The sequence below is a fragment of the Limnothrix sp. HT2024 genome, from assembly GCF_059138625.1.
On the sequence record NZ_CM181121.1, the window covers coordinates 1,617,097 to 1,641,823 of the forward strand.

25 protein-coding genes, 1 pseudogene and 1 riboswitch are annotated in these 24,727 nt (G+C 54.7%); of the genes and pseudogenes, 4 read left to right on the forward strand and 22 right to left on the reverse strand.

Annotated elements, in window-relative coordinates; all coding sequences use genetic code 11:
- Window positions 1-151: 151 nt before the first annotated feature.
- Window positions 152-754: an orotate phosphoribosyltransferase gene (gene pyrE, locus AC2IAX_RS06490; protein WP_494389839.1), complete on the reverse strand. Its 603-nt coding sequence runs from the start codon at window positions 752-754 to the stop codon at window positions 152-154.
- Window positions 755-930: 176 nt separating this feature from the next.
- Window positions 931-1,908, reverse strand: a complete 978-nt coding sequence (locus AC2IAX_RS06495; RefSeq protein ID WP_494389840.1) for a cysteine synthase A — start codon at window positions 1,906-1,908, stop codon at window positions 931-933.
- Window positions 1,909-2,603: 695 nt separating this feature from the next.
- Window positions 2,604-2,742, forward strand: a riboswitch (cyclic di-AMP (ydaO/yuaA leader).
- A 3-nt stretch (window positions 2,743-2,745) separates the two neighbouring features.
- Here AC2IAX_RS06495 and AC2IAX_RS06500 point away from each other — a divergent pair.
- Window positions 2,746-4,107: an ArsB/NhaD family transporter gene (locus tag AC2IAX_RS06500; protein WP_494389841.1), complete on the forward strand. Its 1,362-nt coding sequence runs from the start codon at window positions 2,746-2,748 to the stop codon at window positions 4,105-4,107.
- 256 nt (window positions 4,108-4,363) lie between these two features.
- Here the strand turns inward: AC2IAX_RS06500 and AC2IAX_RS06505 are convergent, their stop codons facing one another.
- The 7 genes and pseudogenes from AC2IAX_RS06505 to AC2IAX_RS06535 form a co-directional block, all read right to left on the reverse strand.
- A complete protein-coding gene (locus tag AC2IAX_RS06505) occupies window positions 4,364-4,702 on the reverse strand; it encodes a HepT-like ribonuclease domain-containing protein (protein WP_494389842.1) in 339 nt (112 codons plus the stop codon).
- Window positions 4,689-5,045: a nucleotidyltransferase family protein gene (locus AC2IAX_RS06510; protein WP_494389843.1), complete on the reverse strand. Its 357-nt coding sequence runs from the start codon at window positions 5,043-5,045 to the stop codon at window positions 4,689-4,691. The genes AC2IAX_RS06505 and AC2IAX_RS06510 overlap by 14 nt, the downstream gene beginning before the upstream one ends.
- Before the next feature lie 59 nt (window positions 5,046-5,104).
- Window positions 5,105-5,461, reverse strand: a complete 357-nt coding sequence (locus AC2IAX_RS06515; protein ID WP_494389844.1) for a HepT-like ribonuclease domain-containing protein — start codon at window positions 5,459-5,461, stop codon at window positions 5,105-5,107.
- Window positions 5,448-5,804: a nucleotidyltransferase family protein gene (locus AC2IAX_RS06520; RefSeq protein ID WP_494389845.1), complete on the reverse strand. Its 357-nt coding sequence runs from the start codon at window positions 5,802-5,804 to the stop codon at window positions 5,448-5,450. Before AC2IAX_RS06520 ends, AC2IAX_RS06515 begins: the two co-directional genes overlap by 14 nt.
- Before the next feature lie 134 nt (window positions 5,805-5,938).
- Window positions 5,939-6,298: a VOC family protein gene (locus AC2IAX_RS06525; RefSeq protein WP_494389846.1), complete on the reverse strand. Its 360-nt coding sequence runs from the start codon at window positions 6,296-6,298 to the stop codon at window positions 5,939-5,941.
- Window positions 6,299-6,304: 6 nt separating this feature from the next.
- A complete protein-coding gene (locus AC2IAX_RS06530; RefSeq protein WP_494389847.1) occupies window positions 6,305-7,816 on the reverse strand; it encodes a UbiD family decarboxylase in 1,512 nt (503 codons plus the stop codon).
- A gap of 424 nt (window positions 7,817-8,240) precedes the next feature.
- Window positions 8,241-8,606: pseudogene (locus AC2IAX_RS06535) on the reverse strand (L,D-transpeptidase); the annotation flags it as partial.
- A gap of 943 nt (window positions 8,607-9,549) precedes the next feature.
- On the opposite strand from AC2IAX_RS06535, the gene AC2IAX_RS06540 reads away from it, so the two are divergent.
- Together AC2IAX_RS06540 and hpsN are read left to right on the forward strand one after the other, a co-directional pair.
- Window positions 9,550-10,107 (forward strand): rhomboid family intramembrane serine protease, encoded by a 558-nt coding sequence (locus tag AC2IAX_RS06540; protein ID WP_494389848.1) that lies wholly within the window; start codon window positions 9,550-9,552, stop codon window positions 10,105-10,107.
- 98 nt (window positions 10,108-10,205) lie between these two features.
- Complete coding sequence (gene hpsN / locus AC2IAX_RS06545; protein WP_494389849.1) at window positions 10,206-11,219, forward strand: hormogonium polysaccharide biosynthesis glycosyltransferase HpsN; 1,014 nt, start codon at window positions 10,206-10,208, stop codon at window positions 11,217-11,219.
- Window positions 11,220-11,421: 202 nt separating this feature from the next.
- On the opposite strand, the gene AC2IAX_RS06550 is transcribed toward hpsN, so the two are convergent.
- The 8 genes from AC2IAX_RS06550 to AC2IAX_RS06585 all read right to left on the reverse strand — a co-directional run bounded on the left by AC2IAX_RS06550 (window position 11,422) and on the right by AC2IAX_RS06585 (window position 19,481).
- On the reverse strand, window positions 11,422-12,765 hold the full coding sequence (locus tag AC2IAX_RS06550; protein ID WP_494389850.1) for a TRAP transporter large permease: 1,344 nt from the start codon (window positions 12,763-12,765) through the stop codon (window positions 11,422-11,424).
- Window positions 12,765-13,406, reverse strand: a complete 642-nt coding sequence (locus AC2IAX_RS06555) for a TRAP transporter small permease subunit (RefSeq protein ID WP_494389851.1) — start codon at window positions 13,404-13,406, stop codon at window positions 12,765-12,767. The genes AC2IAX_RS06550 and AC2IAX_RS06555 overlap by 1 nt, the downstream gene beginning before the upstream one ends.
- A gap of 42 nt (window positions 13,407-13,448) precedes the next feature.
- A complete protein-coding gene (locus AC2IAX_RS06560; RefSeq protein WP_494389852.1) occupies window positions 13,449-14,555 on the reverse strand; it encodes a TRAP transporter substrate-binding protein in 1,107 nt (368 codons plus the stop codon).
- A 293-nt stretch (window positions 14,556-14,848) separates the two neighbouring features.
- Window positions 14,849-15,550 (reverse strand): DUF2834 domain-containing protein, encoded by a 702-nt coding sequence (locus AC2IAX_RS06565; RefSeq protein ID WP_494389853.1) that lies wholly within the window; start codon window positions 15,548-15,550, stop codon window positions 14,849-14,851.
- 75 nt (window positions 15,551-15,625) lie between these two features.
- Entirely contained in the window at window positions 15,626-16,465 is an 840-nt protein-coding gene (locus AC2IAX_RS06570) for an NUDIX hydrolase (protein WP_494389854.1), read from the reverse strand.
- Complete coding sequence (locus tag AC2IAX_RS06575) at window positions 16,447-17,025, reverse strand: nicotinate-nucleotide adenylyltransferase (RefSeq protein ID WP_494389855.1); 579 nt, start codon at window positions 17,023-17,025, stop codon at window positions 16,447-16,449. Before AC2IAX_RS06575 ends, AC2IAX_RS06570 begins: the two co-directional genes overlap by 19 nt.
- Window positions 17,026-17,152: 127 nt before the next feature.
- The gene (locus AC2IAX_RS06580; protein ID WP_494389856.1) at window positions 17,153-18,538 is read right to left on the reverse strand and encodes a nicotinate phosphoribosyltransferase; all 1,386 of its coding nucleotides are present in this window, start codon (window positions 18,536-18,538) and stop codon (window positions 17,153-17,155) included.
- Between the two features lie 571 nt (window positions 18,539-19,109).
- Window positions 19,110-19,481: a cupin domain-containing protein gene (locus AC2IAX_RS06585; RefSeq protein ID WP_494389857.1), complete on the reverse strand. Its 372-nt coding sequence runs from the start codon at window positions 19,479-19,481 to the stop codon at window positions 19,110-19,112.
- Window positions 19,482-19,709: 228 nt separating this feature from the next.
- Here AC2IAX_RS06585 and AC2IAX_RS06590 point away from each other — a divergent pair, with 228 nt between their 5' ends.
- Window positions 19,710-20,036: a heavy metal-binding domain-containing protein gene (locus AC2IAX_RS06590; RefSeq protein WP_494389858.1), complete on the forward strand. Its 327-nt coding sequence runs from the start codon at window positions 19,710-19,712 to the stop codon at window positions 20,034-20,036.
- 15 nt (window positions 20,037-20,051) lie between these two features.
- Here AC2IAX_RS06590 and AC2IAX_RS06595 read toward each other — a convergent pair whose 3' ends face one another.
- The 5 genes from AC2IAX_RS06595 to fni form a co-directional block, all read right to left on the reverse strand.
- A complete protein-coding gene (locus AC2IAX_RS06595) occupies window positions 20,052-20,960 on the reverse strand; it encodes a 6-carboxytetrahydropterin synthase (RefSeq protein ID WP_494389859.1) in 909 nt (302 codons plus the stop codon).
- An 87-nt stretch (window positions 20,961-21,047) separates the two neighbouring features.
- Window positions 21,048-21,401 (reverse strand): hypothetical protein, encoded by a 354-nt coding sequence (locus AC2IAX_RS06600; RefSeq protein ID WP_494389860.1) that lies wholly within the window; start codon window positions 21,399-21,401, stop codon window positions 21,048-21,050.
- Between the two features lie 342 nt (window positions 21,402-21,743).
- A complete protein-coding gene (locus tag AC2IAX_RS06605) occupies window positions 21,744-21,914 on the reverse strand; it encodes a chlorophyll a/b-binding protein (protein ID WP_099534942.1) in 171 nt (56 codons plus the stop codon).
- A 111-nt stretch (window positions 21,915-22,025) separates the two neighbouring features.
- Window positions 22,026-23,075 carry a diguanylate cyclase gene (locus tag AC2IAX_RS06610; protein ID WP_494389861.1) on the reverse strand — a complete coding sequence of 350 codons (1,050 nt, stop codon included), beginning with the start codon at window positions 23,073-23,075 and terminating at the stop codon, window positions 22,026-22,028.
- Between the two features lie 570 nt (window positions 23,076-23,645).
- On the reverse strand, window positions 23,646-24,725 hold the full coding sequence (gene fni, locus AC2IAX_RS06615) for a type 2 isopentenyl-diphosphate Delta-isomerase (protein WP_494389862.1): 1,080 nt from the start codon (window positions 24,723-24,725) through the stop codon (window positions 23,646-23,648).
- Window positions 24,726-24,727 lie beyond the last annotated feature (2 nt).

Here is a 24,727-nt window from a genome sequence, read left to right on the forward strand (position 1 = left end):
GGCGCAACGCCTTGCGCCCTCCGGTTCGATCGATTTGGGCGAGACACAACGCCTTGCGCCCTCCGGTTCGATCGACTTGGACAGGCCTGGGCGCACGCGGTGCGCCCCTATGGGTCGATCGATCCAAGCGGCAATGTAATGACGGTTAAGGTTAAGCCGATCGCGCTGCGTAGTGGGCCTGCACATCGGCGATCGAGAACAGCGCCTCAAAGGCCAAACCATGTTGCGCGTAGAGTTCCGCGCCGCCCTGCTGCCGATCGACCACGGCCAAAACCCGATCGACCTGGTAGCCCGCTTCCCGCAGGCGATCGACCGCCTTCAGGGCCGAACCACCCGTCGTCACCACATCTTCGAGCACCACCACCTCGGAACCCGGCTCCAGGGCCGGCCCTTCGATGTAGGCCATCGTGCCGTGACCCTTGGCTTCCTTGCGGATAATCAGAGCAGCGATCGGGCGGTTTTCCAGCGCCGACACCACACTCACCGCCGACACCAACGGATCCGCTCCCAGGGTCAACCCGGCCACCGCCGCCGCCCCGATCGGCACTTGCCCCAACAGCAACCGCCCCAGGGCCAGCGCCCCCTCGGGATGCAGCGTCACTGGTTTGCAGTTGATGTAGTAGGTGCTTTTTTGGCCCGAAGACAGGGTGAAATCCCCTTCCCGATAGGCGCGATCGCACAGCAAATCCAACAGGCGATCGCGCAGTTCAGCCTCACCGGCAGTGGCGGCCCAGTTCCCAGCGGTAACGGTCATGGCGGCGGATGGAGCGACAGGACGAAGCAAACGGATAGCAACAAAAATTGCGACTCCCTATCCTACCGCGCTGGGTACGCACCCTTAGATCCCGCGATCGCCCCCATCCCCCGTAGGGGCGCACCGCCGTGCGCCCTCCGGTTCGATCGACTCCGGCTTCAGAGATCTAACCCGCATCAATCCGGCATCACCAGCCCCTTGCTGGCCAACCATTCCGCGTTATACAGCCGCGACTGATAGCGCGACCCGCCATCGCACAGCACCGTGACGATCGTGTGGCCCGGCCCCAGTTTTTCCGCCAGCTTCACCGCCGCCCCCACATTGATGCCCACGGAGCCACCCATAAACAGCCCCTCCTGCTTCATCAACTGAGCCAGCACCGCCAACGCCTCCGGATCCGTCACCCGCATCGCATCATCGATCGGCACGCCCTCCATATTTGCCGTCACCCGCGAATTGCCGATGCCTTCGGTGATCGAGCTGCCTTCCATCGTCAGCTCCCCGGTTTTCGCATAGCTATAAAGTGCACTGCCCATCGGGTCTGCCAGCACCATTTGCGCCTGGGGATTTTTTTCCTTGAGGAACATTGCGACCCCGGCATAGGTGCCGCCCGTGCCCGTGGCCGCCACCCAAGCATCCACCGTGCCATCGGTTTGAGCCCAAATTTCTGGCCCCGTCGTTTCGTAGTGGGACTGGCGATTCGCCAAATTGTCGAACTGATTGGCCCAAATGGCGTTCGGAATTTCCGCCGCTAGCCGACCCGACAGCTTCACATAGTTATTCGGATCGCGGTAGGGCACGGCGGGCACAGTCTTCACCTCCGCCCCCAGCGTCCGCAGCAGGTCGATTTTTTCCTGGGACTGGGTATCTGGAATCACGATCAGGCACTTGTAGCCCTTGGCGTTGCAGATGTGGGCCAAGCCAATGCCCGTATTGCCCGCCGTGCCTTCCACCACCGTGCCACCGGGTTGCAACAACCCGCGCCGTTCCGCATCTTCAATAATGTAAAGGGCCGCCCGATCTTTAACCGACCCACCAGGGTTCAAAAATTCCGCTTTACCCAGGATTTCGCAGCCGGTTGCTTCACTAAAGCTGTTGAGCCGGATCAGCGGAGTATTACCAACTGTCCCGACGAATCCATTTTTGATATCCATTGCTCAGGGTCTAACGGCGATTTGGTGACTCAATTTGCGGTGAGTTTGACTCGTTTATTCACAGTACCGGAACTTGGGAATTGTACCTAGAGCCAAATCCTAGGCGATCGCCCCTTGATTGACCCACCCAAGTTATCCATGCTAGCGTCAAACGGCAGTCTGTCCAAACAACCTGTGATCCATGACACAGGGTTGAATCCATCGAGCCAACTCAAAAGAAATTCATCAAAATCTATCAGTTGCCCAAAGTCTTTAGGCTGATTTCACCTGAGTCTTCATGCATTGCCTTCATGCCTAGAATGACGTGCCTAGAGCTATTGGTTTTGGTGACTGCAAAATCAATAGCAAAATGAAGGAATTTTTTGGCAATCCGTCAAGAAAATTCATCAGTCATGGCTAGCCAACCTTAAGAGGATGTCTGAAAAGCCCAAATTGCTACTCTGTACGCCCCAGTGATCGACTTAGACAAGATGCTCAAGCCCCTTGTCCCCACGACTATTGGTGCTTGCCTGTGCCAAAGAATACTTTTTAAACATCCTCTAAGGCAGGCGTTTTTGAGCTGAAGGGCAATTAGACCAAGGTTGGATTTTTTTGAGTAGACACTTGATTGGATTAAGTCGGTTTATGTCATTGATAAATGACATGGACAAATTGTAACTTTCACTATCTCGTAGTCAACGCTTAATCGATCGGCTCTGGTCTTTAAGTTCAATTGAAGCAGGGCGATCGAGCGGGGGAACCAGCCTAAACTTTGGGGCGAATCTTGTGCTGCAAGAAGGCTACTTCCAAGCCTAGCCCGTCAGCTAACCTCGTCAGCCAATGGAAGGAGAATCGAACATGCTAGAGCAAATCGGAAACCTAGACGCTTGGATTGCTGGAATTGTCTTCATCACCGTCATCGTGGTAATCATGACGGAATGGATTCACCTCACGGTTGCAGCCTTTTTGGGAGCACTGGTGTTGGTGTTTGCCCACGTGATGACCTTGAAAGAGGCGATCGGGTACATCAGCCAAAGCCACGGAACCCTCGCCCTATTCTTAGGGGTGATGATTTTGGTGCGAGCCTTTGAACCCACCAAAGTTTTTGACTACTTAGCCACCCAAATGGTGATTTTAGCCCAAGGAAAAGGCAAAAATCTGCTGTTAGGAATTGTGGGCATCACAACGCCCATTTGTGCTGTTTTGCCAAACGCCACCACAGTCATGTTGTTGGCTCCTTTAATTCCCCCGTTGGCAGAAGAAGTGGGCGTAGATTTCGTGCCCCTTCTGATTCTGATGGTTTTTGTGGCTAACAGTGCTGGCCTTTTAACCATTGTGGGTGATCCAGCCACCTACATTGTTGGGGACGCGGTGAATTTAACCTTCACCGAATACCTAACTCGCCTCAGCCTAGGGGGAGCTATGGCGATCGGGGTGATTATTTTGCTGCTTCCTATTTTGTTCCGAACCACTTGGAAGAAAGAGCTGAAAAATTTGAATGACCTGCCCCACCCCAAAATTAATCATCCGCGCACATTAGCCTTTGGTGGTCTGATCGTGCTGCTTGTGTTGGTCTTTTTTGTGATTGGTGAGTCATTGCCCATTCCGGTTTCTCCCGCCGCCGTTGCCCTCCTCGGTGCTGCCCTAGCCCTGCTGCTCGCTCATCACAGCAAAATTGACACCGTCAACAACATTTTGCGAGATGTGGATTGGAGCACATTGCTGTTTTTCATGTCCATTTTTGTGCTGATCGGTGGTCTGCAAAAGACCGGTGTGGTCAGTCTCTTGTCAGGAGCCTTGTCAGCCATCCTCGGAACCAATATTTTCTTGGGTTCGATCGCCCTCATTTTCTTTGTGGGCTTGGTGTCCAGCGTTGTTCCCAATATTCCTTTAGTCGTGGCAATGGTTCCCCTGCTCAAGGAATATGTGGTGAATGTAGGGATGGCTGGGCCAGAAATTTTGGCGCAGGATTATTCCGGCAGCTTTCCGCCACAAGTTTTGCCCCTGTTCTACGCCATGATGTATGGCGCAACCCTGGGAGGAAATGGAACCCTCGTTGGTGCTTCTTCTAACATTGTGGCGGCTGGAATTGCTGAATTACACGGCAAAAGTATTTCCTTTCACCGCTTTTTGAAGTATGGAATTCCGGTGATGCTAGCCCAACTCGTTGCGGCTTCTTTGTATATGATGATTCGGTTTTTGCTACCGGGTCAGTCCTAAGTTTGTCTACCAACTTCAAAGTCATGAGTAGAATACGGGCTGGCAATTGCCAGCCCATTTTTTATGCCAGTTTCCAAGTATGAATAGTCTGAAATCTTAGGGTGTATCATCCAATGAAGTTGGTTGAAGCTGAAATGACTAATTGTCACAGCTCAACTACCCTAGACAAGGGGCTTAAGCCCCTTGCCCCCTACGATCCCGTAACGCAAGGATCAGAGTTTCGGGAGTTTGATGACAGCCCCTAAGACCAGTCTATTCATTGCAGCTTTTGATCTACTGAAGTCAAAACATTCAGCAAATTCGGCAAGTCACTTTGCACGACATCCCAGATTCTTTCAGCGTCAACACGATGATAGTCGTGAACAATGATGTCTCGAGCTCCTGCAATTTCTTTCCAAGGAATTTCTGGATAACGTTGACAAAATTCAGATGACAACCGCTTTGTTGCTTCACCAATCACTAGGATACGTCTGAGAACCGCGTCTTGCTTTTCATCGTTGGCCATAAAGTCAGCCATTTTCATTCCTGATGTATAGGTCAGGATTTTATTGATTGAATCAATAATATCGAATACCGATTCCCTATCCCTCGACATAGATAACCTTTGCGGACTCTAGGATATGTTGACGGCGAATAGCATTAGGATCATCTAAAACTGCTTTTTTACTGATTAGATCCACTTTTCGATGCAGCATTTCCTCAAGCTCAAACATCATCTTGACTTGAAGGATTAGATTTTTTCGAGCATTTTCTTGATCAGAAAACAACAAGTCAATATCACTGGGAATTTCGTCATTCAAACGAAAATCGTCTCGCAAAATTGAACCGAACACGGCTAATTCAGCAATCTGCCACCGAATGCAGAACTCTTTGAGCTGTTCGGGCGTGATAGTTAGGCGATTGTAAACTTCTTGAATTGAGATTGTGTCAGTTTTCATGTCATTTGCTCTCTGAATTAGTGACGATCACTGGGACACTAACGTAGATCATTAATCGGCTATGAATTTTGAGGGGGCGTTGGTAGTAATGGCTCAATCTGTTGCAAAACGTCAGGTAACTTGACCTCAATGATGGGCTTCAGTCGTTCAAAATCAATACCATCATAATCATGGACGATCACATCTCTTAAACCTGCCATCTCTTTCCAAGGAACATCAGGGTGAGCGTTGCGAAACGTCATTGATAATCGTTTGGTCGCCTCGCCAATAACAATCAGACGACGAATAACAGCATCTTGATTTTTGATAGATTCTAGGAACTCATCCCAGTTAGGAATGTATTCCATGATTAACTGAATAGAGTCGGCAATATCCAGTAAAGATTGATCATCTCTGGATTCATTATTTCTGAACATATAGAATAATCTCTGAATTTAAAATTTCCTGGCGGCGCAGCCAGTTGCGACTATTTTTAATTCCTTGTTTGCTAATCAAGTCAATTCTTCGGTGGCAAAGATGTTCTAGCTCTTCGCGCATCTGCATGATATCGAAAAGGTTATGACTGGAAGACTGGTCTAGGCTGTAAAGTAAATCAATGTCGCTAATGCAATCTCCACGATCGCGGAAATCATCTCGCAAAATTGAACCGAACACAGCTAATTCAGCAATCTGCCACCGAATGCAGAAATCTCTGAGCTGTTCGGGTGTGATAGTTAGACGATCGTAAATTTTCTGGATTGAGATTGCATCAGTTGCCATACTCCTGCTCCACTGATGATCATGATTGCGAGGGCTGTCCACTATTTTAGCCGCGCTGATTGTCAGAGATGTGCGTACTATGACGTTTCAGTCCAGACGATGGGTTGCGTGATAGGCAATGGATCAAGAGGGGTTTAGGATTGCTGGAATTCTAATAAATTGCCGTCGGGATCGGGAGCGAAGATGGCGGCGCGGCCGGAGGCGCTGGCTTGCCAGGAAATACCGGCTTTGGTGAGTTGAGCTTTCAGGGTTTCTAGGTCATCCACCGCGATCGCCAAGTGGGCATTGCGACCCCACCGATCGTCCTGAATGGTGTTCACCACCTGGGGCGCAACAATCAGGTGAATTTGCCAATCCCCGATCGCATACCAAAGCCCGGGAAATTTCAGGGGGCGATCGATCAATTCCAGCCCCAATAATCCCCCGTAAAAGTCAGCGGCGCGATCAAGATCGGTCACATTCAACGCCACATGCAGCCCCCGGATTACCGCCACGATCGCCTACCTCCGAATGTCGTAACCAAACAAATTAGCATCCACTTCCATCAGATTAATATCCGCCAAGCCGTACTCTGCCCAGCGCCGATCAACCGTGGCGGCCACTTCTGGATCGGATTCCAAAACCTTGCCCCATTCTCGATCGATTTCGGGGTAGATCTTATCGGTGGCATCGATGCCCATTCGACTGCCAAGACCCGATTTTTCGGTGGCAAAATCCAACGAATCTAGGGGATTTTCCGGCAGGATAAACACATCCCGATCGGGGTCAACTTTCGAGCAAATTGCCCACATCACCTGACGCGGATCGCGAATATTAATGGACTTGTCCACCACGACCACAAATTTGGTGTAGGTGAACTGGGGCAGGGCGCTCCAAAAGGCCAAGGCGGCCCGGCGGGCTTGACCCGGATAGGCTTTGTCGATCGAGATAATCGCCGCCTTGTAACTCAACCCTTCCATCGGTAGGAAAAAGTCCGTGATTTCTGGCACTTGCGTCCGCAAAATCGGCGTATAAATCCGGTTGAGGGCGATCGCCATCATCGCCTCTTCCTTGGGCGGCCGGCCGCTGAAGGTGGTGAGATAAATCGGGTCTTTGCGGTGGGTGACGACATGAACCCGCAGCAGGGGGCCAGGAGCTGCCGGGCCGTAGTAGCCCATGTGGTCGCCAAAGGGGCCGTCGATCGCCGTTTCCGAGGGGTCGATCGTCCCTTCCAAAATCATTTCGCAGTTGGCCGGCACTTCCAAATCCAGGGTTTTGCACTTGGTCAGATGCACCCCGGAACCGCCGTAGAGACCGGCAAACAGCCACTCAGACAAGTCCACGGGGATCGGTGTGGCCGCCGCCATCAGCAACAACGGGTCAGCACCCAGGGCGATCGCCACTTCCAGTTTTTGGCCCCGTTCCGCCGCCTTCCGCAGGTGGCGCGCGCCGCCCCGCACCGACAGCCACTGCACGGTCATCGTGTTGTTCGATTGCCGTTGCAGCCGGTAAACCCCCACATTCGGGATCTTGGTTTCGCAATCCTTCGTAATCACCAGCCCGAAGGTGACCACATGGCCCGCATCGTCGGGATAGGGGCGAATCATCGGGATTTCGTTGAGATCCACCTCATCACCCCGTTTCACCACCTGATGGCAAGCGGGAAACAGGTCGGTGTCCGGCTTGGCGCGCAACACATCAAACAGCACTTTGCCAAACTCGATCGCCTGGGAAATTTTCTTGGGCGGCTTTGGTTGCTGCAACATGGAAAGCTTGTGGCCCAGGGTTTCCAGCTCCTCGGGCGACTCCATATTCATGGCCCAGCAGGTGCGCTCCACCGTGCCCAGCAGGTTCACGGCCACGGGGCTGCTGCTGCCCTTGACGTTTTCAAACAGCAGGGCCGGCCCGCCCGCCGCCAGCATCCGATTGGCAATTTCGGCGATTTCCAGGTTGGGATCAACGGGAACCGTAATTCGGCGCAGTTGACCGCGCTCATCCAAAAGCTTCAAGAAGCCGCGTAGATCTCGGGGCATGGGGCGATCGCGTGAGGTGTCGAAGGGTGATGTAACGAACCGTAACGATCCCCATTATCCCGAAATTCGGCACTGACCTGCCGCGCCGTTGGTATCGCCCGCGAAGGCACGATGCGAATCGGTACTGATTGACCTGGGCCCCATCGTTATGGACTGGGCTGAAACCAAAATGGTGGATTTTCCATACCCCAATCGTCGTAGCAAGGGGCTTAGGGCCTGTCGTCATTATTTCCTAGGATCAGGTGAAAACGATTGACTTTCCATGTCCCAGTCGTTGTAACAAGGGGCTTAAGCCCCTTGTCCCCCACGATCTGACAACGGTGGAATAAGGGTTTCAGACGATTTGACGACACGCCCTAAGCCCCTTGTCTCTCGCGATCAATCCGAGGTGGAGTAAGGGTTCCAGGTGATTTGACGACAATCCCTAGGGCCGAATCACGATCGGGGTGCCCACATCGGCCCAGTTGAACAGCCAGCGCGCATGATCCGGGGCCACGTTGGTGCAGCCGTGGCTGACCGGTGTGCCAAAACGCTGATGCCAGTAAGCCCCGTGAATCGCATAGCCCCGGTGGTAGTACATCACATGGGGCACGTTGGGTACGTCGTAATCTTCACCACGCATTCGATCGACGGGCAATTTGCGCTGAATTCGGAAAATTCCTGGCCAAGTGGGTGTGCCTGGTTTGCCCGTGGAAACAATCACCGCATAAACGGGTTTATTTCCTTCCCAGGCGATCAGCCGCTGATTGCTGAGGTGAATTTCAATCCAGCGCTCGTCTGAGGCCCGTAGCTCGCACATGCGGGCCCGGTAGCGATCGCCCTCATTCAAGCAGGGAGCAGCGCGATCGGGCGGGCGCGTTGGCGTTGGGGTCGGCGTTGGTGTGCGGGTTGGGGTCGGCGTTGGCGTTGGGGGACGGGTTGGGGTTGGGGTCGGCGTTGGAGGGCGCGTTGGCGTTGGTGTCGGAGTCGGGGGACGGGTGGGAATTGGGCTGGGAGTCAGGGTGGGAGTGGGAGTCGGTGGGCGCGTTGGCGTTGGCGTGGGTGTCACAGGGCGGCTGGGACTGGGAACCGGGTCGATCGACTGGAGATAGGCCAACGCAACGCCGGGCCAACCCAACCACAGGGCGATCGCCCCGCCCCAAAGTCCCCGCCACCGACGCGCAGCAGCAGGGCCCGATCGCCCGGCAGGGGGCAACTGAGCAGCCAAACGAGGAGAACGATTAGGAAACATGGCGACGGGGCCCGAATAAGTCTTCAGCGATCGCTGGCCATCCTCCCTGGTTACGGAGTCCGGCTGGCCAGGGGGTAAGCGCAGGGGAAACTTGCCCAAACTGGCCAGCTCAACGCAGACCCTGAACCCAGGTTCTAAGATTTTGAACTCAGTCCGGGAACCCATGGGCGATCGATCATTGAAAAGCGGCAGTGGACGGCCAAGGCATTGGAATGCAGGGAATCAAAAGCCTGGCTGTCTTCAGCCTAGCCAACATTTCTATCTCACTAGTGATTTTGCGGGACAGATTTCCAAAACGGTCGATCGCCCGATCGCCTCGTATGCAACACCCCCACCCCACTCGCCCGATCGTCCGCCCAAGCCCGCAGTCCAGGGCCGCCCCCGCCAACGATTCCGTTCGCTATCCTGGCTATAGTGGAAAACGAATATCGTCCTCCTTGCAAATTGCATCCCCCTGGGAATCATTTCCAATCGTCAATTTCAGTAATCACTCCTTGAGCATGTGACCGAAGAACTCAAATCCCAAGGGCGATTTTTGGCATCGCTGATTGGCCTCCTGTGGCTGCTGGAAATTGTTGATCAGTTCGTTTTTCGGGGCTATCTCGATGTATTAGGCATTGTTCCCCGCAATATCATCGGCCTGCGGGGGATTGTCTTTGCCCCCTTGCTCCATGGCGACTTGGCCCATTTGATGGCCAACACCGTGCCCCTAGGGGTGCTGGGTTGGTTGGTGTTGGTGCGTGGGCGCGAAACCTTTTGGAAAGTGACCGGCGCGATCGCCCTGCTTAGCGGTTTGGGAACCTGGTTAATTGGCCCCAGCAACTCCATCCACATTGGCGCAAGTGGTTTGGTGTTTGGCTATCTCAGCTACGTGCTGTTTCGGGGTTGGTTTGAACGCAGTGCCAGCGGTATTTTGCTTTCGATTTTTATCTTCAGCCTCTATGGCAGTTTGATCTTTGGGGTGCTACCGTTGCGCTCGGGCGTGTCCTGGCAAATGCATCTTTTCGGGTTCATTGGCGGGGCGATCGCGGCGCGGTATGTTAACCGCCCCCGCCCCTAGCGGCCCTTCACCGGACAACGCTCGGATGCTCTTGGATTAAGATTTACGGTTCGATCGAATCGCTCCAGCCATCCTAGCCATCCCCCACGGTTGCGGACATGAGTCAGGTTTCTCAGTTGCCAAAGGTTTCAGTCATTGTGCCCACCTACGGGCGCGAACAAGTGCTTTGCACCTCGATCGAGGATGTTCTAGCCCAGGACTATCCTGATTTTGAAGTGATCGTCGTTGACCAGACCCCGCAGCACCTGCCCGAAACCGAAGCAAAACTGGCCCAATGGGCCGACGGGGGCAAAATTCAATGGCATCGCCTGCGGTGGGCGAGCTTGCCAGGGGCCCGAAACTTTGCGGCCCGGCGATCGAGCGGTGAAATTCTGATTTTTATTGATGACGATGTGCGCCTGGAGCCGGGTTTTATTGCGGCCCATGTGGCCAACTATGGCGATCCCCACATTGGAGCGGTGGCCGGGCGCGTATTCGATCGCATGAAATTGGAGCAAGAATGCACCAAGCATGTGGGCGAATTTGATTACCAAGTGCCGGAAGCCTCCGACCCCGCGATCGCCTGGTATCACATTGACCTGGTGCGGGCCACCCAGCCCCAACCGGTGATCACGGCCCGAGGCTGCAACATGTCCTTTCGGCGCAACCTGTTTGTGCAGCACGGCCTGCGATTTGATGAACGCTATCGGGGCAGCGCTGTCCGTGAAGAGTCCGATTTTTGCTTAAGCCTGCGCAAAACCGGCTTCAAAATTTGGTACGACCCCGCCGCCCATTTGGTGCATTTGGGCGAAGAAACCGGCGGTTGCCATGACATCAGCACCCGTTCGATCGGCTATCAAACCACCTTTTACCACAACCATTTTTGGCTCGGATTCAAACACCTCAGCCTTGGGCAACAAATTCGCTTTTTCGCCAAGTTATTTGACTGTCATGTTCTGGGCCATCCCCCCTGCTACAAGAGCGGCTCACCTCTGAAAGTTCTGGTGCGCTTTGGCTGCTATTGCATGGGTTTTGCCAAAGCTTTAATCACGGCTTTGGTTGGTCTTTGGGATGATGGCCAAGTGTATTCTCGCCAAGATCAACAGCGCGATCGCCCGGCTCTAAATTCCTAACTTTCTTTGCCTGGTTTTCCCGTCGAATGACTACTAATGTTAGCAACTCGTTAGACAGCAAGGGGCTTAAGCCCCTTGTTATGACGACTGTCTCTGCGGCTTTGACCCAGAGAATTAAGGCAGCCGCGATCCTACAAAATGAGCGTTGATCAGCGGATTTTGAGAAGAGAATGAAGGCTTTTTACTGATTTGCGAAAGAGATCTAATCAAAGCTGAGAGACGGTAACCACATCACCAAATCCGGAAACAGAATAATCATCAGCAACACCAGCAGTTGCAGAGCAATAAAGGGAATTACCCCTCGATATAGCTCCTCCGTTTTGACAATGGCAGGAGCAACACCCCGTAGATAAAACAGGGCAAATCCAAAGGGTGGTGTGAGGAAGGAAGTTTGCAAATTTGCCCCCAAAATTACCCCGTACCAAATCATATTGAACCCAAGGGCTTTAGCAACGGGAGCAAAAATCGGAACCACAATAAAGGCGATTTCAAAGAAGTCAATAAAGAACCCCAGCAGGAAAACCACCAACATATTGAGCGCCAGGAAGCCGACTCCCTCACCCGGCAAGTTCGACAAAATTTCAAACATGAACCGATCGCCGTGGAGACCCCGAAACACCAGGCTGAAGGCCGTTGAACCAATCAAAATAAATAGGGCCATGCTGGAAATGCGCAGGGTAGCCTCGCAGCAGTCCCGCAGGGCAGCCCAACTGAATTGGCGGTTCAACAGGGCCAGGGCGATCGCCCCCAAGGAACCCACCGCGCCCGCCTCCGTGGGGGTGGCAATGCCAAAGAAAATGCTCCCCAACACCAACAAAATCAGCACCAAGGGGGGCAGCATGGACTGCACCACCCGTTGTCGCAATTCTCGGCGCGGTATTTGGCAAACCTCCGGCGGCAGGGCCGGCGCGGCCTCCGGCTTCAAAAAGGCCACCAGCAACACATGCAAGGCAAAGGCCCCCGCCATCATCAGTCCGGGAATCACTGCCCCCAAGAACAAATTGCCCACCGAAACGCCCAATTGGTCTCCCAGCACCACCAGCACCACACTGGGCGGAATGATTTGCCCCAAGGTTCCGGAAGCAGCAATCACCCCCGTGGCCAGCTCGCGATTGTAGCCATAGCGCAGCATGATGGGCAGAGAAATGAGACCCATGGCCACAACCGTTGCCGCCACGACTCCCGTTGTGGCCGCCAGCATTGCCCCCACCACCACCACCGCCAGGGCCAAGCCCCCCCGCAAGCGGCCAAATAAAATTCCGACGGTTTCTAACAGTTGCTCGGCAATTCCTGACTTTTCCAGAACGGATCCTAGAAAAATAAAATAAGGAATGGCCAACAACGTGTAGTTTTTCATAATGTCAAAAATGCGGCTGGGCAAGGCAGCTAAAAAGCTTGGCTCAAACGCATCGACATTGATCCCAATCAGGGCAAAAACAATGGCAACCCCACCCAAGGAAAAGGCGACGGGATAGCCGAGGGATAAAAAGAGCAGCGCCCCCAAAAACATGAGGGGCCCCAGCCAGTCAAATCCAAGGGTTTCCATTAGCGATCGCCCTCCGATGGGTTCTCCAATGGTTGACTGGGTTGATGGGGGGCGATCGAGTGGGCGATCGGTTGCGGCAAGTGATCTGTACCCAACCCGGCAATAATTGCCAGGTTTTTAATGATTTCTGAAATTCCTTGAATGATCAAAACCACAAAACTAATTAAAATCAATCCTTTGATGGGATAACGCGGCAGGCCACCGGGATCGGGCGAGAGTTCTTGAACAATCCAAGCATTGGCAGTCCATTGCCAAGAAGCCACTAAAATCAGCATTGAAAAGGGAATTAAAAATAGGATGGTTCCGGCTAAATTGGCGATCGCCTGGGTGCGGGGCGACCAATTTTTATAGAACACATCTACCCGCACATGGCCATTTCGCTGCATGGTGTAGGCAGCACCAAGCAGGAACACACCGCTAAAGAGATACCACTGCAACTCAATGCTGGTGTTGGAGGTGAGGTTTCGCCCGATCGCCCGGCCCAAATAGCGACCGATCACATTCCAAGACCCGATCGCCAGCATGGCCACCACCAACCAGCCCATGGCTTGGCCCAAGCGAAAATTCCAGCGATCAATCTGTCGAGCCAGTCGCAACCAGGGAGGGAGTTGCTGTTGAAGCCACCGTTGCCAATTCTGCATAGATTTAAACGGGGAAATTGGAAGAGAAAATTGAAAGGAAAATTAGAGGGTTTCAGGTTTAACTGCTTCTGCGAAAACCCATTCATTGGTGTTGTTCCAGTGAATAACCGATTGTTGGAAGCTTTTCCAAGGCTCATACAGGGCCTTGAAGTTTGTATCTCGCTGGGCCAAATCCGCAAACAGCGCTTCTGTTTCTGTCTTGGCTTTTTTCAAAATTTCTGTGGAATAGGGCCGTAGTTGTGTGCCGCTAGCAATGAGGGTTTTGAGACTTTCTGCATTAAGGGCTTCGTATTTTGACAACATGGCATAGTTGGCTTCTTGGGCTGCCAGTTGAATCATCTGTTGGTAGGCTTTCGGCAACCGATTCCAGGCTTCTAAATTGACGAAGAAATCGAGCGTGCTACCAGGTTCCCACCAACCGGGATAGTAATAGAAACGGGCGGCGCGGTTCAGTCCCAATTTCGCATCATCATAGGGACCAACCCACTCGGCCGCGTCAATGGTTCCCCGATCGAGCGCTAAGAATACTTCGCTACCGGGCAACACCTGCACATTCACCCCCAATCGCGACATTACCTCGCCGCCGAGGCCGGGAATTCGCATTTTTAAACCCTGCAAATCACTGAGGGTTTGAATTTCGCGTTTAAACCAGCCCCCCATTTGGGTTCCCGTGTTGCCAGCGGGAAAATTGATGATGTTAAAGCTGCGATAAATGGCTTGCAGCGCTGTTAAGCCGCCTCCGGCATAGAGCCAAGCATTTTGTTGTTGGGCCGTGAGGCCAAAGGGCACTGAAGTACCAAAAGCAAGTCCTCGATGTTTGCCCAAATAGTAATAGCTGGAACTGTGGCCACATTCGGCAGCGCCTAATTGCACTGCATCCATCACTTCCAGTGCGCCGACGATTTCGCCAGCGGTGTGGGGCGTGATGATGAATCGACCCTCGCTGAGTTCTTTGACCCGATCGCAGATGCTGACTAAGCCCCCAAAAATGGTGTCGAGGGCTTTGGGCCAACTGGCGATCGCCCGCCATTGAATTCTGGGCAAATCGGCGGCAACGGGCGGGCCGCCGCTGGGTTTGGAGGCACAGGCCGCAGCGGTGGCCGTCACGGAACCCAGCCCGATCGACTGCATTAAATGGCGACGTTTCATGGGTTAAAACACTCTTACAAAAGATGCTTGAACAGCCCAAAAGGGATTGAGATTTTCAAAAGGATTTGAAAAGTTTGCAAAATTCAAGAAAACTCTGAAAAGCTCTAAAGAGACTTCAAAAATTCGCTAAAAGTCGGTAGATTGGGTTGAGCTTTGTGAAACCCAACTTGACTACCATCAACCTTGCTGTTGTTGGGTTTCGTGCCTCAACCCAACCTACAAGACTGCAAGACTAAAAAGATTCCGAAAATTTGCTAAAAGCCAACCAAGTTCACTCCCCCAATAATTGCTAGTTATTCATTTGTTACCTGAATCGGTGGGCGAAAACAAAGGTAAGCCAAAGGCCCCAGTAACGGCAAAAATGTTAGCCACTTCCACAGGGTTTGTTGATGCCAGCCGCGTCGGGCCAAATCATCACCCACAAGGGCAGGAAACAGCAGGGAAAGCATCAGAAAATCAAGGCTCATCACATGGATGAATCGGCTGGTTTGCCACTGTTGCCCAAAATCTGACCAGTTGCCTTGGAACAGGCCCCAACCCAGCAGCCCGATCGCCCCAACACCGAGACCCAGGGCCAGCCAACGGGAATCCCAGAACCGAATCAGGCGCGATCGCTCGCCCGTGAACTGTGGGTTCGATCGCCGCAGGGCCAAGTACGGCAACAGGGCAAAGGCCCCCAACGCCATCGACCCGATCGCGAAGGGCCAAGCGCGCACTGGCTGCCCACGCCCATCGGCAAACAGCAAGCAGCAGTAAACCAACGGCCAAATGCCCATCAGGTTAAACAGAGCCACAATCAGCGGATTTTCGCCGGATATTTGCCCCGTCGAAAGGCGAATGATCAGATCTAAGGTATCCGGGCGATCGGGCGGAGCCAACAGAAAGGCATAGAGCGTAAAGCCGGCCCACAGGAGCCAAAACCAAGGCTGGGCTGGTTTTCCGGCTCGATCGGCCGGCAACTGGTCAAGCTCGGGGGAGTTACTGGGCGCAGTCATCGGAGTTTTTTGCAGAGTTTTTGCAGGCAACTTGGACTATTAGACCAAGATTTTGCCCAAGATTTAGACAAAGATTTAGACAAACACTAGGGGCTTATTTTCCAACTGTTGAAAGGCGATCGCATCAAATTGATAAAGACTGGCCGGGCGACCCGCGCCGCGCGACACCTTCACGCCCGTATCCAACAGAATTCCCAGCTTCAGCAAGCGGCTGCGGAAGTTGGAATAGTCCGAAAAGTTTTCGCCTAAAACAATGGTGTAAAGCTGATAGAGATCGCTGAGGGTGAAGGATTCCGGCAACACATCAAAGGCGATCGGGCTGTATTCCAATTTGTTGCGCAATCGTTGATAGCCATATTGCACAATTCGATCGTGATCAAACGCCAGTTCCGGCAGGCGATCGAACGGATACCAAGCAATCCCGATCGCCCCATCGGTGGCAAAGTCCGCGATCGCCTCCACCTCCGCATAGCGCACCAAGGCAAAGTAGCTGACGGACAAGTATCGCACCCCGAAACTGTCGGCGGCTTCCCGGGGATCGCGGCCGGGCCCGCCAAAGGTATAAAGCTGCTCTAGGTATAGATGCCGAACGCGAATTTTTTCCGCCAAGACGCGATAGGCCGCCGCTTCCAGGGTCTCGCCCTGGCGCACCAGGGTTCCGGGCAAGCTCCAACAACCGGCGAAGGGTTCGTGTTGCCGCATCACCAACAACACCAACAGTCGGCGCTTGTCGCTGTCCACGGAAAAAATGACGTTATCAACCCCTACTTTGAAATCGGCCAGGGAGTCGCCAGCTAAGGGAGCGGGCGACTGTCTGGCACTCTGTTTAGGGCTGTGTTTAGCACTCTGTTGGGCACTAAGCTTGGCGCTGAGTTTTGCGTTCAGGCGATGGGAACCTAGCCGACGTTCTGCCATAGGTAAAGCTGCTCACCCCGAATATAGGCTTCAATTTCGGGGGGGATACTGTTGCGATCGCCCGCTTCCCGATAGGCGGTGGAAGAGCTGGCGGGGCTGCTGAGGTCAGCCACCTGCACCCTGGCTCCCAGGTCGGCTAAATGTTCGATCGCGGCCGTTTCTAAGGGATAGCCCGGCCGGGGAACCACCAGCAACTGGGCAAATTGCAGAATGTCCGCCGAGCGATACCAACGGGGCAGTTGGGCCACCAAATCTGACCCAATCACGAGGCTGAACTGGGCATTGGGCCAGCGTTCCCGGGCCCGTTCCAACACCACCACCGTGCGCGGATGGCTCAGGTCTGGACAAACCTGCACATGGGCGGGCCGCGGTTCGATCGACTCGATCAACACCCGCAACATGGCCGTGCGACAGTCGAGGGGAGCACGATGGCTTTTGAAGGGATTGTCCGCAGCCCAAACCGCAACCCGATCGAACCGTTGGGCCAACCAAGCAACGATCGCCTGATGGCCGTAGGTTGGGGGATCTGCACTGGTTCCAAACAACGCGATCGACATCATGGGATTCTGGCCGCCAAAACAACGGCAGGAATACAGGTTTATGGACAATGACGGGTTGATGGAGCGGAATTGGCAATCACTGGGGTGCTGGCCTTGGGACTGTTTGGGAAGGAGCGTGGGAAGCCGCTTAGGAAGCCGCTTGGATCGACTGATGCACCCGAGTCGTGAGCGATTGTAGCGCAGGCGACAGTTCCGGCCGCACTGGGGTTGGGTCATGGATCGATCGCACCGCCTCCGGGAGGCTTTGAACCTGCGATCGGGTGCGTTGGGCAATGGTCAGCAGGGATTCTGGATCCGTCAACCGTTGTCCCGCAAGCATCACGGGCCGCAACAATCCCGATTCTGACAGGGGCACTTCATCGGCCAACACCAGCCGATCGCCCAACCAGCGGCCCGCCTCATCCCGATCGCGCAGCACCTGTTTCCGGCCCGGATAGGTGGCCTTGCCGCTGGAACCCTTGGCCACCGGTTGCCCCGCCAACTCCACTAACTTATAAACCCCATTCACCGGCTGGCCCGTCACCAACTTGGTGCCCACGCCATAGCCATCAATCTCAGCGCCGGCCACCCGTAGGCGATCGATTTCTGCCTCATCCAAATCACCGCTGACCAAAATTTGCGTTCCCGGCAATCGATCGCGCGCTAGCTGTGACAGGCTCACCAAGTCTCCCGAATCCAACCGGATGGCCGGCACGGGGGCCCCACCGGCCCGCACCCGCTCCGCCAACTGTTCGATCGCCCGCACCGGGTCAAAGGTATCCACCAGCAGCGCCCCCTTGGGAAACAGGCCCTGAAAAGCCTCAAACGCCGCCAGCTCCGACCCCATGGAGGCCCCCAGGGCCATCACCAGGGCATGGGCCATCGTGCCCGCCGGTTGTCGCCCCAACTGCAACGCCGCCTCCACATTGGAAGTGGCATCCAAGCCGGCCGCCAAAGCCGCCCGCGCCCCCCACAGGGCCGCCTGGGGACTGAAGGCCCGCCGCGTGCCAAACTCCAAAATTTGCGCCCGATCGCCCGCCACATCCCGCAGCCGGGCCGATCGCGTAGCTACCAGGGTTTGATAGTTCAGCACATTTAACAAATAGGTTTCCACCCACTGGGCTTGCCAGAGGGGAGCCTCAATTCGCAGCAGCGGTTCATGGGCAAACACCACGGTTCCTTCGGGCACGGCCCACAGGTCTCCCGTAAACCGAGCCGTTGCCAACAAATCCCAAAACCGATCGGGCGCATGGTCAAACAGCCCCGTGGCCCGCAGTTGGGCCTGTTGGGACGAGCTGACCTGAAACTGCTCCAGGTATTGCAGAGCCTGTTCCAACCCCATGGCCACCAAATAGCCAAACCCATCGGGCAACCGGCGCGTAAACAGCTCGAAACTGGCGGTTTGTTGCTCCACCGCCCGATCGCAATAGCAAGCGATCATCGTCAACTGATACAGATCCGTCAGCAGGGCGCTGTTGCCCACTTGAGCGTCCAGGGTTGCAGGCCCCAAGTCGGGCGTGGTGAGGGTCAACATAACTGGGGGAGCGATCGGGCGATCGCCAGGAGGGATCTTGAGGCAGTCACACCGCTTCGGCCGTTGACGGGTGGCCGGTCAATTTATTTATAGTAATTTTTACCAAAAATAGCAACCCACCTACACTCGATCGCCCCTGCAACTGGCACAGGTTGTCAGGGTCTATCGTCATTTTTTGGGATGCGACGAAAACGGTTGATTTTTCATGCCCCAAGCGCTGTAACAAGGGGCTTAAGCCCCTTGTCCCTCTCGGTCTGTCAACGGTGGAATCAGGGTTTCAGGCAATTTGGCGACAAGTCCTAAGCCCCTTGTCCCTCTCGGTCTGTCAACGGTGGAATCAGGGTTTCAGGCAATTTGGCGACAAGTCCTAAGCCCCTTGTCCCTCTCGGTCTGTCAACGGTGAAATCAGGGTTTCAGGCGATTTGGCGACAAGCCCTAAGCCCCTTGTCCTTCTCGGTCTGTCAACGGTGGAATCAGGGTTTCAGGCGATTTGGCGACAAGCCCTAAGCCCCTTGTCCCTCTCGGTCTGTCAACGGTGGAATCAGGGTTTCAGGCGATTTGGCGACAAGCTCTAGGGTTCGCTCTCGTAAACCGTTTCATCCTCTTTACGCCAGGCCGGATCCACCAAACAGATGAAGGTCAGCGGCTCGGGCCCCAAGCTGCGCACGAATTGTTTAGCGTTGGGCGGAATATAAACCGCATCCCCCGGCTCAATGATTTGCACCTCGCCATCGATGTGCATTTCTCCCCGCCCCGCCATGATGTAGTAGACCTCAGAGGTGGTCAGGGAGTGGGGCAGCGAGGTTTCGCCCACGGGCAAAATGGCATGGGCCAAGCTATAGCGCAGGTCGATCGGCTGTTTGTCGGGATGCAGCAGCTCTCGCAAAATCGAATTGTCGCCCGCCACAAATTCTTCGCAATCGCCCAACTTTCGTACCAGCATGGTTGAGACCCCGTGCAATATTTGCGGGCCATTCAAGCAAAGTTTGCCGCCATTCGTGGCGATTGAGTGGCCATTGACCCGATCGGGGAGCTGGGTCTTTTCTGTGAAAACCACCAAAACTCGTGAACGTTCCCCCACAACCCCTCGGTCGATCGCCCATCCACCTTGCTACAACAGAGATCAGATCAAGCGAAACCCAATCAAGGAACCGATTACCGGAGTTACCAAATGTTGCTAACCACAACCTCCAGCCTCGAAGGCAAGCGCATCATTTTCTATTACGGCGTGGTCAGTGGCGAAGCGATCTTGGGGGCAAACATCTTCAAGGACTTTTTCGCTGGCATCCGAGACGTGATTGGCGGGCGATCGGGTTCCTACGAAAAAGAACTGCGCAAGGCCAAAGACATCGCCATGAATGAAATGAAAGCTGCTGCCACCGAATTGGGGGCAAACGGCATCATTGGCATTGATATTGATTACGAAACCATTAGCCTGTCCAACGGCGGCGGCATGTTGATGGTGGCGGTGAGTGGCACGGCGGTGCGGTTTGAATAGCTCGCACAGACTGCCCTAGTTTGCACTTACGCTCACCGGTTTTCCTTGGTCGATCGCGCTGATCACGGGGCGATCGACCCACGGGGCTTCCGTTTGCACATACACTTCGCAGGAATTATTTTCGGTTTCATCCAGCCGAATTTTTACCAACTGCACTCCCAACTCTCGCACTGGTTCCAGCAGTTGATCGCGAATATAAACGGCAATATTTTCCGCCGTGGGCACAATGTCTTGAAAGTAGCCAATGTCCTGATTTAAAAAGGTGTGATCAAGCGGCTCCACCACTTGCATTTCAATGAGATCATGGAGCCGGTTGAGTTCAACAACCATCCCCGTTCTAGGGTCAATTTGACCGCGCACCGTCACCCACAATTGGTAGTTGTGGCCATGGCCACTGGGGCGGGAACATTTGCCATAAATTTCGCTATTTTGAGCCAAAGTTAGGGTTGGCAAAGCCAAACGATGGGCGGCGCTGAAGTGCGTATGAACCGTTAGATGAGCTTCCATAGCTTGCCCTCGATATTCCACAACTAAACCGGGATCGGGCGACAGTTGCACTTGTCGCAGTTGCAAACCCTGCCGCTGCCAACATTGGCCCAATCGCTGCCACAGCACCTGGGCCAGCCACTCGCTGGTGGGTAGGGTGTTGGCAAATTCTGGCCAAATCTGGTTGAGGTTGGCTCCGTGCAAGGGTTCGAGCACTTCCCGTTGCAGGGCGCGTTTGATGGTGGTGGACAGGTTGGCCACCATGCCAAAGGGATCGATCGGCCCTTGGACTTGCACCCAAAGCGTGAAGGTGCTGCCGGGCGATCGAGCGGCGATCCCGAACCGTCGATGATTTTCCGCCTCCGTCAGTTCCGGCAACCAGTAACGGTAGCTTGCGGAAAACTGGACACGACGGCTGATGGTGCAAAGATCGCTCATGCAATGCGGCTCGATCGGGACGATGATTCGCTCAGAATTCTGGATTCATTCGAGAAGGCTGGGAATCGCGGAGGCTGGCGACAAGGGCTAGTCGGCGGAATTGGGGCGATCGCGGAGGCGCAAGGGCGGCAGGGGCGATCGTGATCGATCTGAATAGACCGGGGTTAGCTGGGGGGCTGCGGGCAAAACGGGCAAGCGATCGGGGCGGGAACTGCGGTAGGTGATGCGGGGCGATCGGGCTGCGTCAATCACGCGCGCAGAATATTTCAGCCAATAGAGAGCAGCGGCCGTGCCCAAAAAGATTAGCCCCAAAGCGGCCAAGCCTGCGTCACTATCTGCACCCCCGATCGTCACCTGCACCAGGCCCATGGTTAGCACGAAGGCGGCGATCGGCTCTCGTCGATATCGTTGTTGCAACAGCCGCGGCCAACGCTTACCCATCGGTTTAGTCCTCAGCGGTTTTGATCCCCAGGGTCGTCCCCACACGATGGCTGATTCCTAGCCACGTCACCCCTAACTCTGATTGTATAAACCTTTCTGCTGCTAGAAATTTTTTCTGCTGCTGTCAATATCTTCAGCATCAATGCCTTCAACATTGTCGGCTTTTGAAGCGGCCCATCCGCGGCCCACAAAAGAGACGCAGCCACACCCACCCGCTTCTTGGGCCGAGCGATCGGGCAGGGGCTGCGCCCTTAATTTCGCAAAGGATTAGGCTTGGCAAATCCCGCTCAACAAGCTCAACCCGTTGCAGCGGGTTGCCAAGCAACGGACAACAGCAGGCCCCTACAGCAGGCCCAACCAAGCCAACAGCCCTTGACCCGTCACCGCCTCGATCGCCAAAGCCAGCAGGAAACCCACCATGGCGGCGCGGCCATTCAGGCGCTCGGCATAGTCATTGAAGCCAAATTTGGGTTCTTCGAGGTTGGGGGTGGTGGTCGGTTGTGGTTGAGTCATGGTTTGTTCCTGAATTGTTACGTTTTGAGTTTTACATTTCGTAACAGTTTATCGCACCTCGGCCAGCAGTGGGCCCTTGCCGAGGGTTAATCAACCGTAAACAATCGGCCGCTACAGCACCATCATCACTCGATTGCGGCCCCGGTTTTTGGCTTGGTAGAGGGCCCGATCGGCCCGGTTTAAGGCCGCCTCGATCGAGGTGTCGGTGGACTGGCAACTAGTGCCGCCAATGCTGACCGTTAGGGTTAAGCCCGGGGCGCTGGGCAAACTGGTGATGGTCGGATCGGCGATCGCCTTGCGAATCCGTTCCGCCACGATCGCAGCGGCCGCCGCATCGGTCTCCGGCAACAGCATCACAAATTCCTCACCCCCATAGCGCCCCAGACAATCCTGAGTTCGCAAAATGCTGCTGGCGGCTTGGGTGGCCGTGGCCAAGGCCAAATCGCCCACGGCATGGCCATAAGTATCGTTCACGGCCTTGAAGTGATCCAAATCCAACATCAACACCGAAAGGGGATGTTGGTAGCGACAACTGCGCTGAAATTCCTTTTTGGCCAGGGTCATCCAATGCCGACGATTGGCCAAACCGGTCAGGGGATCGGTGGTGGCCAAGCGGCCCAATTCGGTGTAGGCGCTTTGCAGTTGGGCGTGGGTTCGTTGCAAGGCATTCAGGGCCTGACTGAGGCGATCGCGTGCTTGCTTGAGTTCCAAATGCACCCGCACCCGAGCCAAGAGTTCCGCCGAGCGAAAGGGCTTGGTGATGTAGTCCACAGCGCCAAGCTGAAAGGCTTCTAGCATGTGGGTCTCTTCGTTGCTGGCCGTGACAAACAACACGGGAATATCCCGCAGGGTCGGATCGTCTTTCAGGCGATCGCACAGTTGCAAACCGCTCATTCCCGGCATCATCAAATCCAGCAAAATCAGATCCGGCTGGGCCGATTGCACCCTCATCAACGCTTCGGCTCCCGTCATGGCAAATGTGGTTTCATAGCCCGCCTGATCTAGCATTTCGATCGACAGGCGCACATTTTGGCTGACATCATCAACCACCAAAATTAGAAACGATCCGGGATCAAACGGCCGGGATGGGGATTCTGCCTTGCCCGTCGCCAATCGTCGAATGGGTTCTGAGTTGGCTGCAATCGCCTGGGAATTGGTCATGAACCTAACGCTAGAGAGAAGATTGATCGGGAAAAGATGAATTTCAAGCCTGATCGCTCTTCCCCATTGGGTCACCAGAGCAACGATCGGGCAGTGATTTTGAACAGGGCATTGGTCGCAGCTTCGGGGCGATCGGGTTGAGCAACGTTTGCCAAACTACTCAACACCAGGAACTCAGGACTCACCCATCAAGGCCATCCCAACAGCCATCCCAACAGCCCTGAAAAAGGCCATGAAAAAAGTAATGCCACCTTTTGAGGCGCATTCTTCAAGAGCAAAAAAAGCAAAGAAAAGCCACTGATGAAGTGGTTACAATGAATCGTCAGAAGCTTATACTTATTCTATCTTTATCTTGCTATCTTGATCTTAATCCCTAGCCCAAGGAAAGTGGGCCGCGTCCCTAACTCGGGAAACTGCAAATTACATTTTGATTGTGATTGTGATCACTCAAAATTCTACTATTTTTAAAGTCTGGCTCAAGCAGCGATCCAATTTGACCCCATCTTGAGGAATCGCTGAAGGGATCATCCCCTCAGCTCCCAAGAAGCAATTGCCATCAGGCACAGTTGCCTACTGAAGTTGCAGTCGGCCGCGAGTTTGTAGATCCTCGATCGTGCGATTGCCGGTGCAAAACATGGCGGTTTCCAGTTCCGCAATCAGCACATCACACAGAAAATCCAAAGCACTGTCGGACTCATTAGCCGCATGTAAAAAGGGCATGGCGAACCCCGCCAAATTTGCCCCGAGGGCGATCGCCTTAGCCGCATCCAAACCATTGCGCAGACCGCCGGACGCAATGAGCGGAATCGTTGGAGCCACCTGCCGAATTGCAGTGATGCATTCAGCCGTGGGAATGCCCCAATCACCGAAGGTTTCGCCCAAGCGGCGCTGTTTAGGATCCAAAGCCCGCACGCTCTCCACCTTGGCCCAAGACGTGCCCCCCGCTCCGGCCACATCGATCGCCTGGACACCGGCCGCCATCAACTTTTCAGCCATGGTGCGCGAAATGCCGTTGCCCACCTCCTTGGCAATCACAGGCACGGGCAATTGGACACAAAGGTCTGCGATTCGATCGAGCAACCCCGCAAAGTTGCGATCGCCCTTGGTTTGCACCGCCTCCTGCAAGGGGTTCAGATGCAAAATCAACGCATCTGCTTCCAACCAATCCACCAAGGACTGGCACTCAGCCAAACCATAGCGATAGTTAAGCTGCACCGCCCCCAGGTTGGCAAACAGCGGAATGTCTGGGGCAACCGATCGCACCGCAAAGGTTCGGCGCACCTCCGGCCGCTCCACCGCCACCCGCTGTGAGCCAACCCCCATGGCCAAGCCCCAGCGCTGGGCCGCCGCCGCCAACCGCAGATTGATTTGTTCTGCCTGGTCTGTGCCGCCGGTCATGGAGGAAATCAGCAACGGGGCCCGCAGCGGTTTGCCCAAAAATTGAGTGCTGGGATCAATGGTCGATCGATCCAGTTCCGGCAAACAGCAATGCTCGAATCGGTAGCGATCCAAGCCGCTACCCACCTGCCGGAACTGCACATCATCTTGCAAGCAGGCTCGCAGGTGGTCAGCCTTGCGATTTTGGGTCGCTTGGGCGGCCTCGGGCGCGGTGCTGGTGGCGGGTTGGGGCAAAAACTCGGTGGATTGCATGG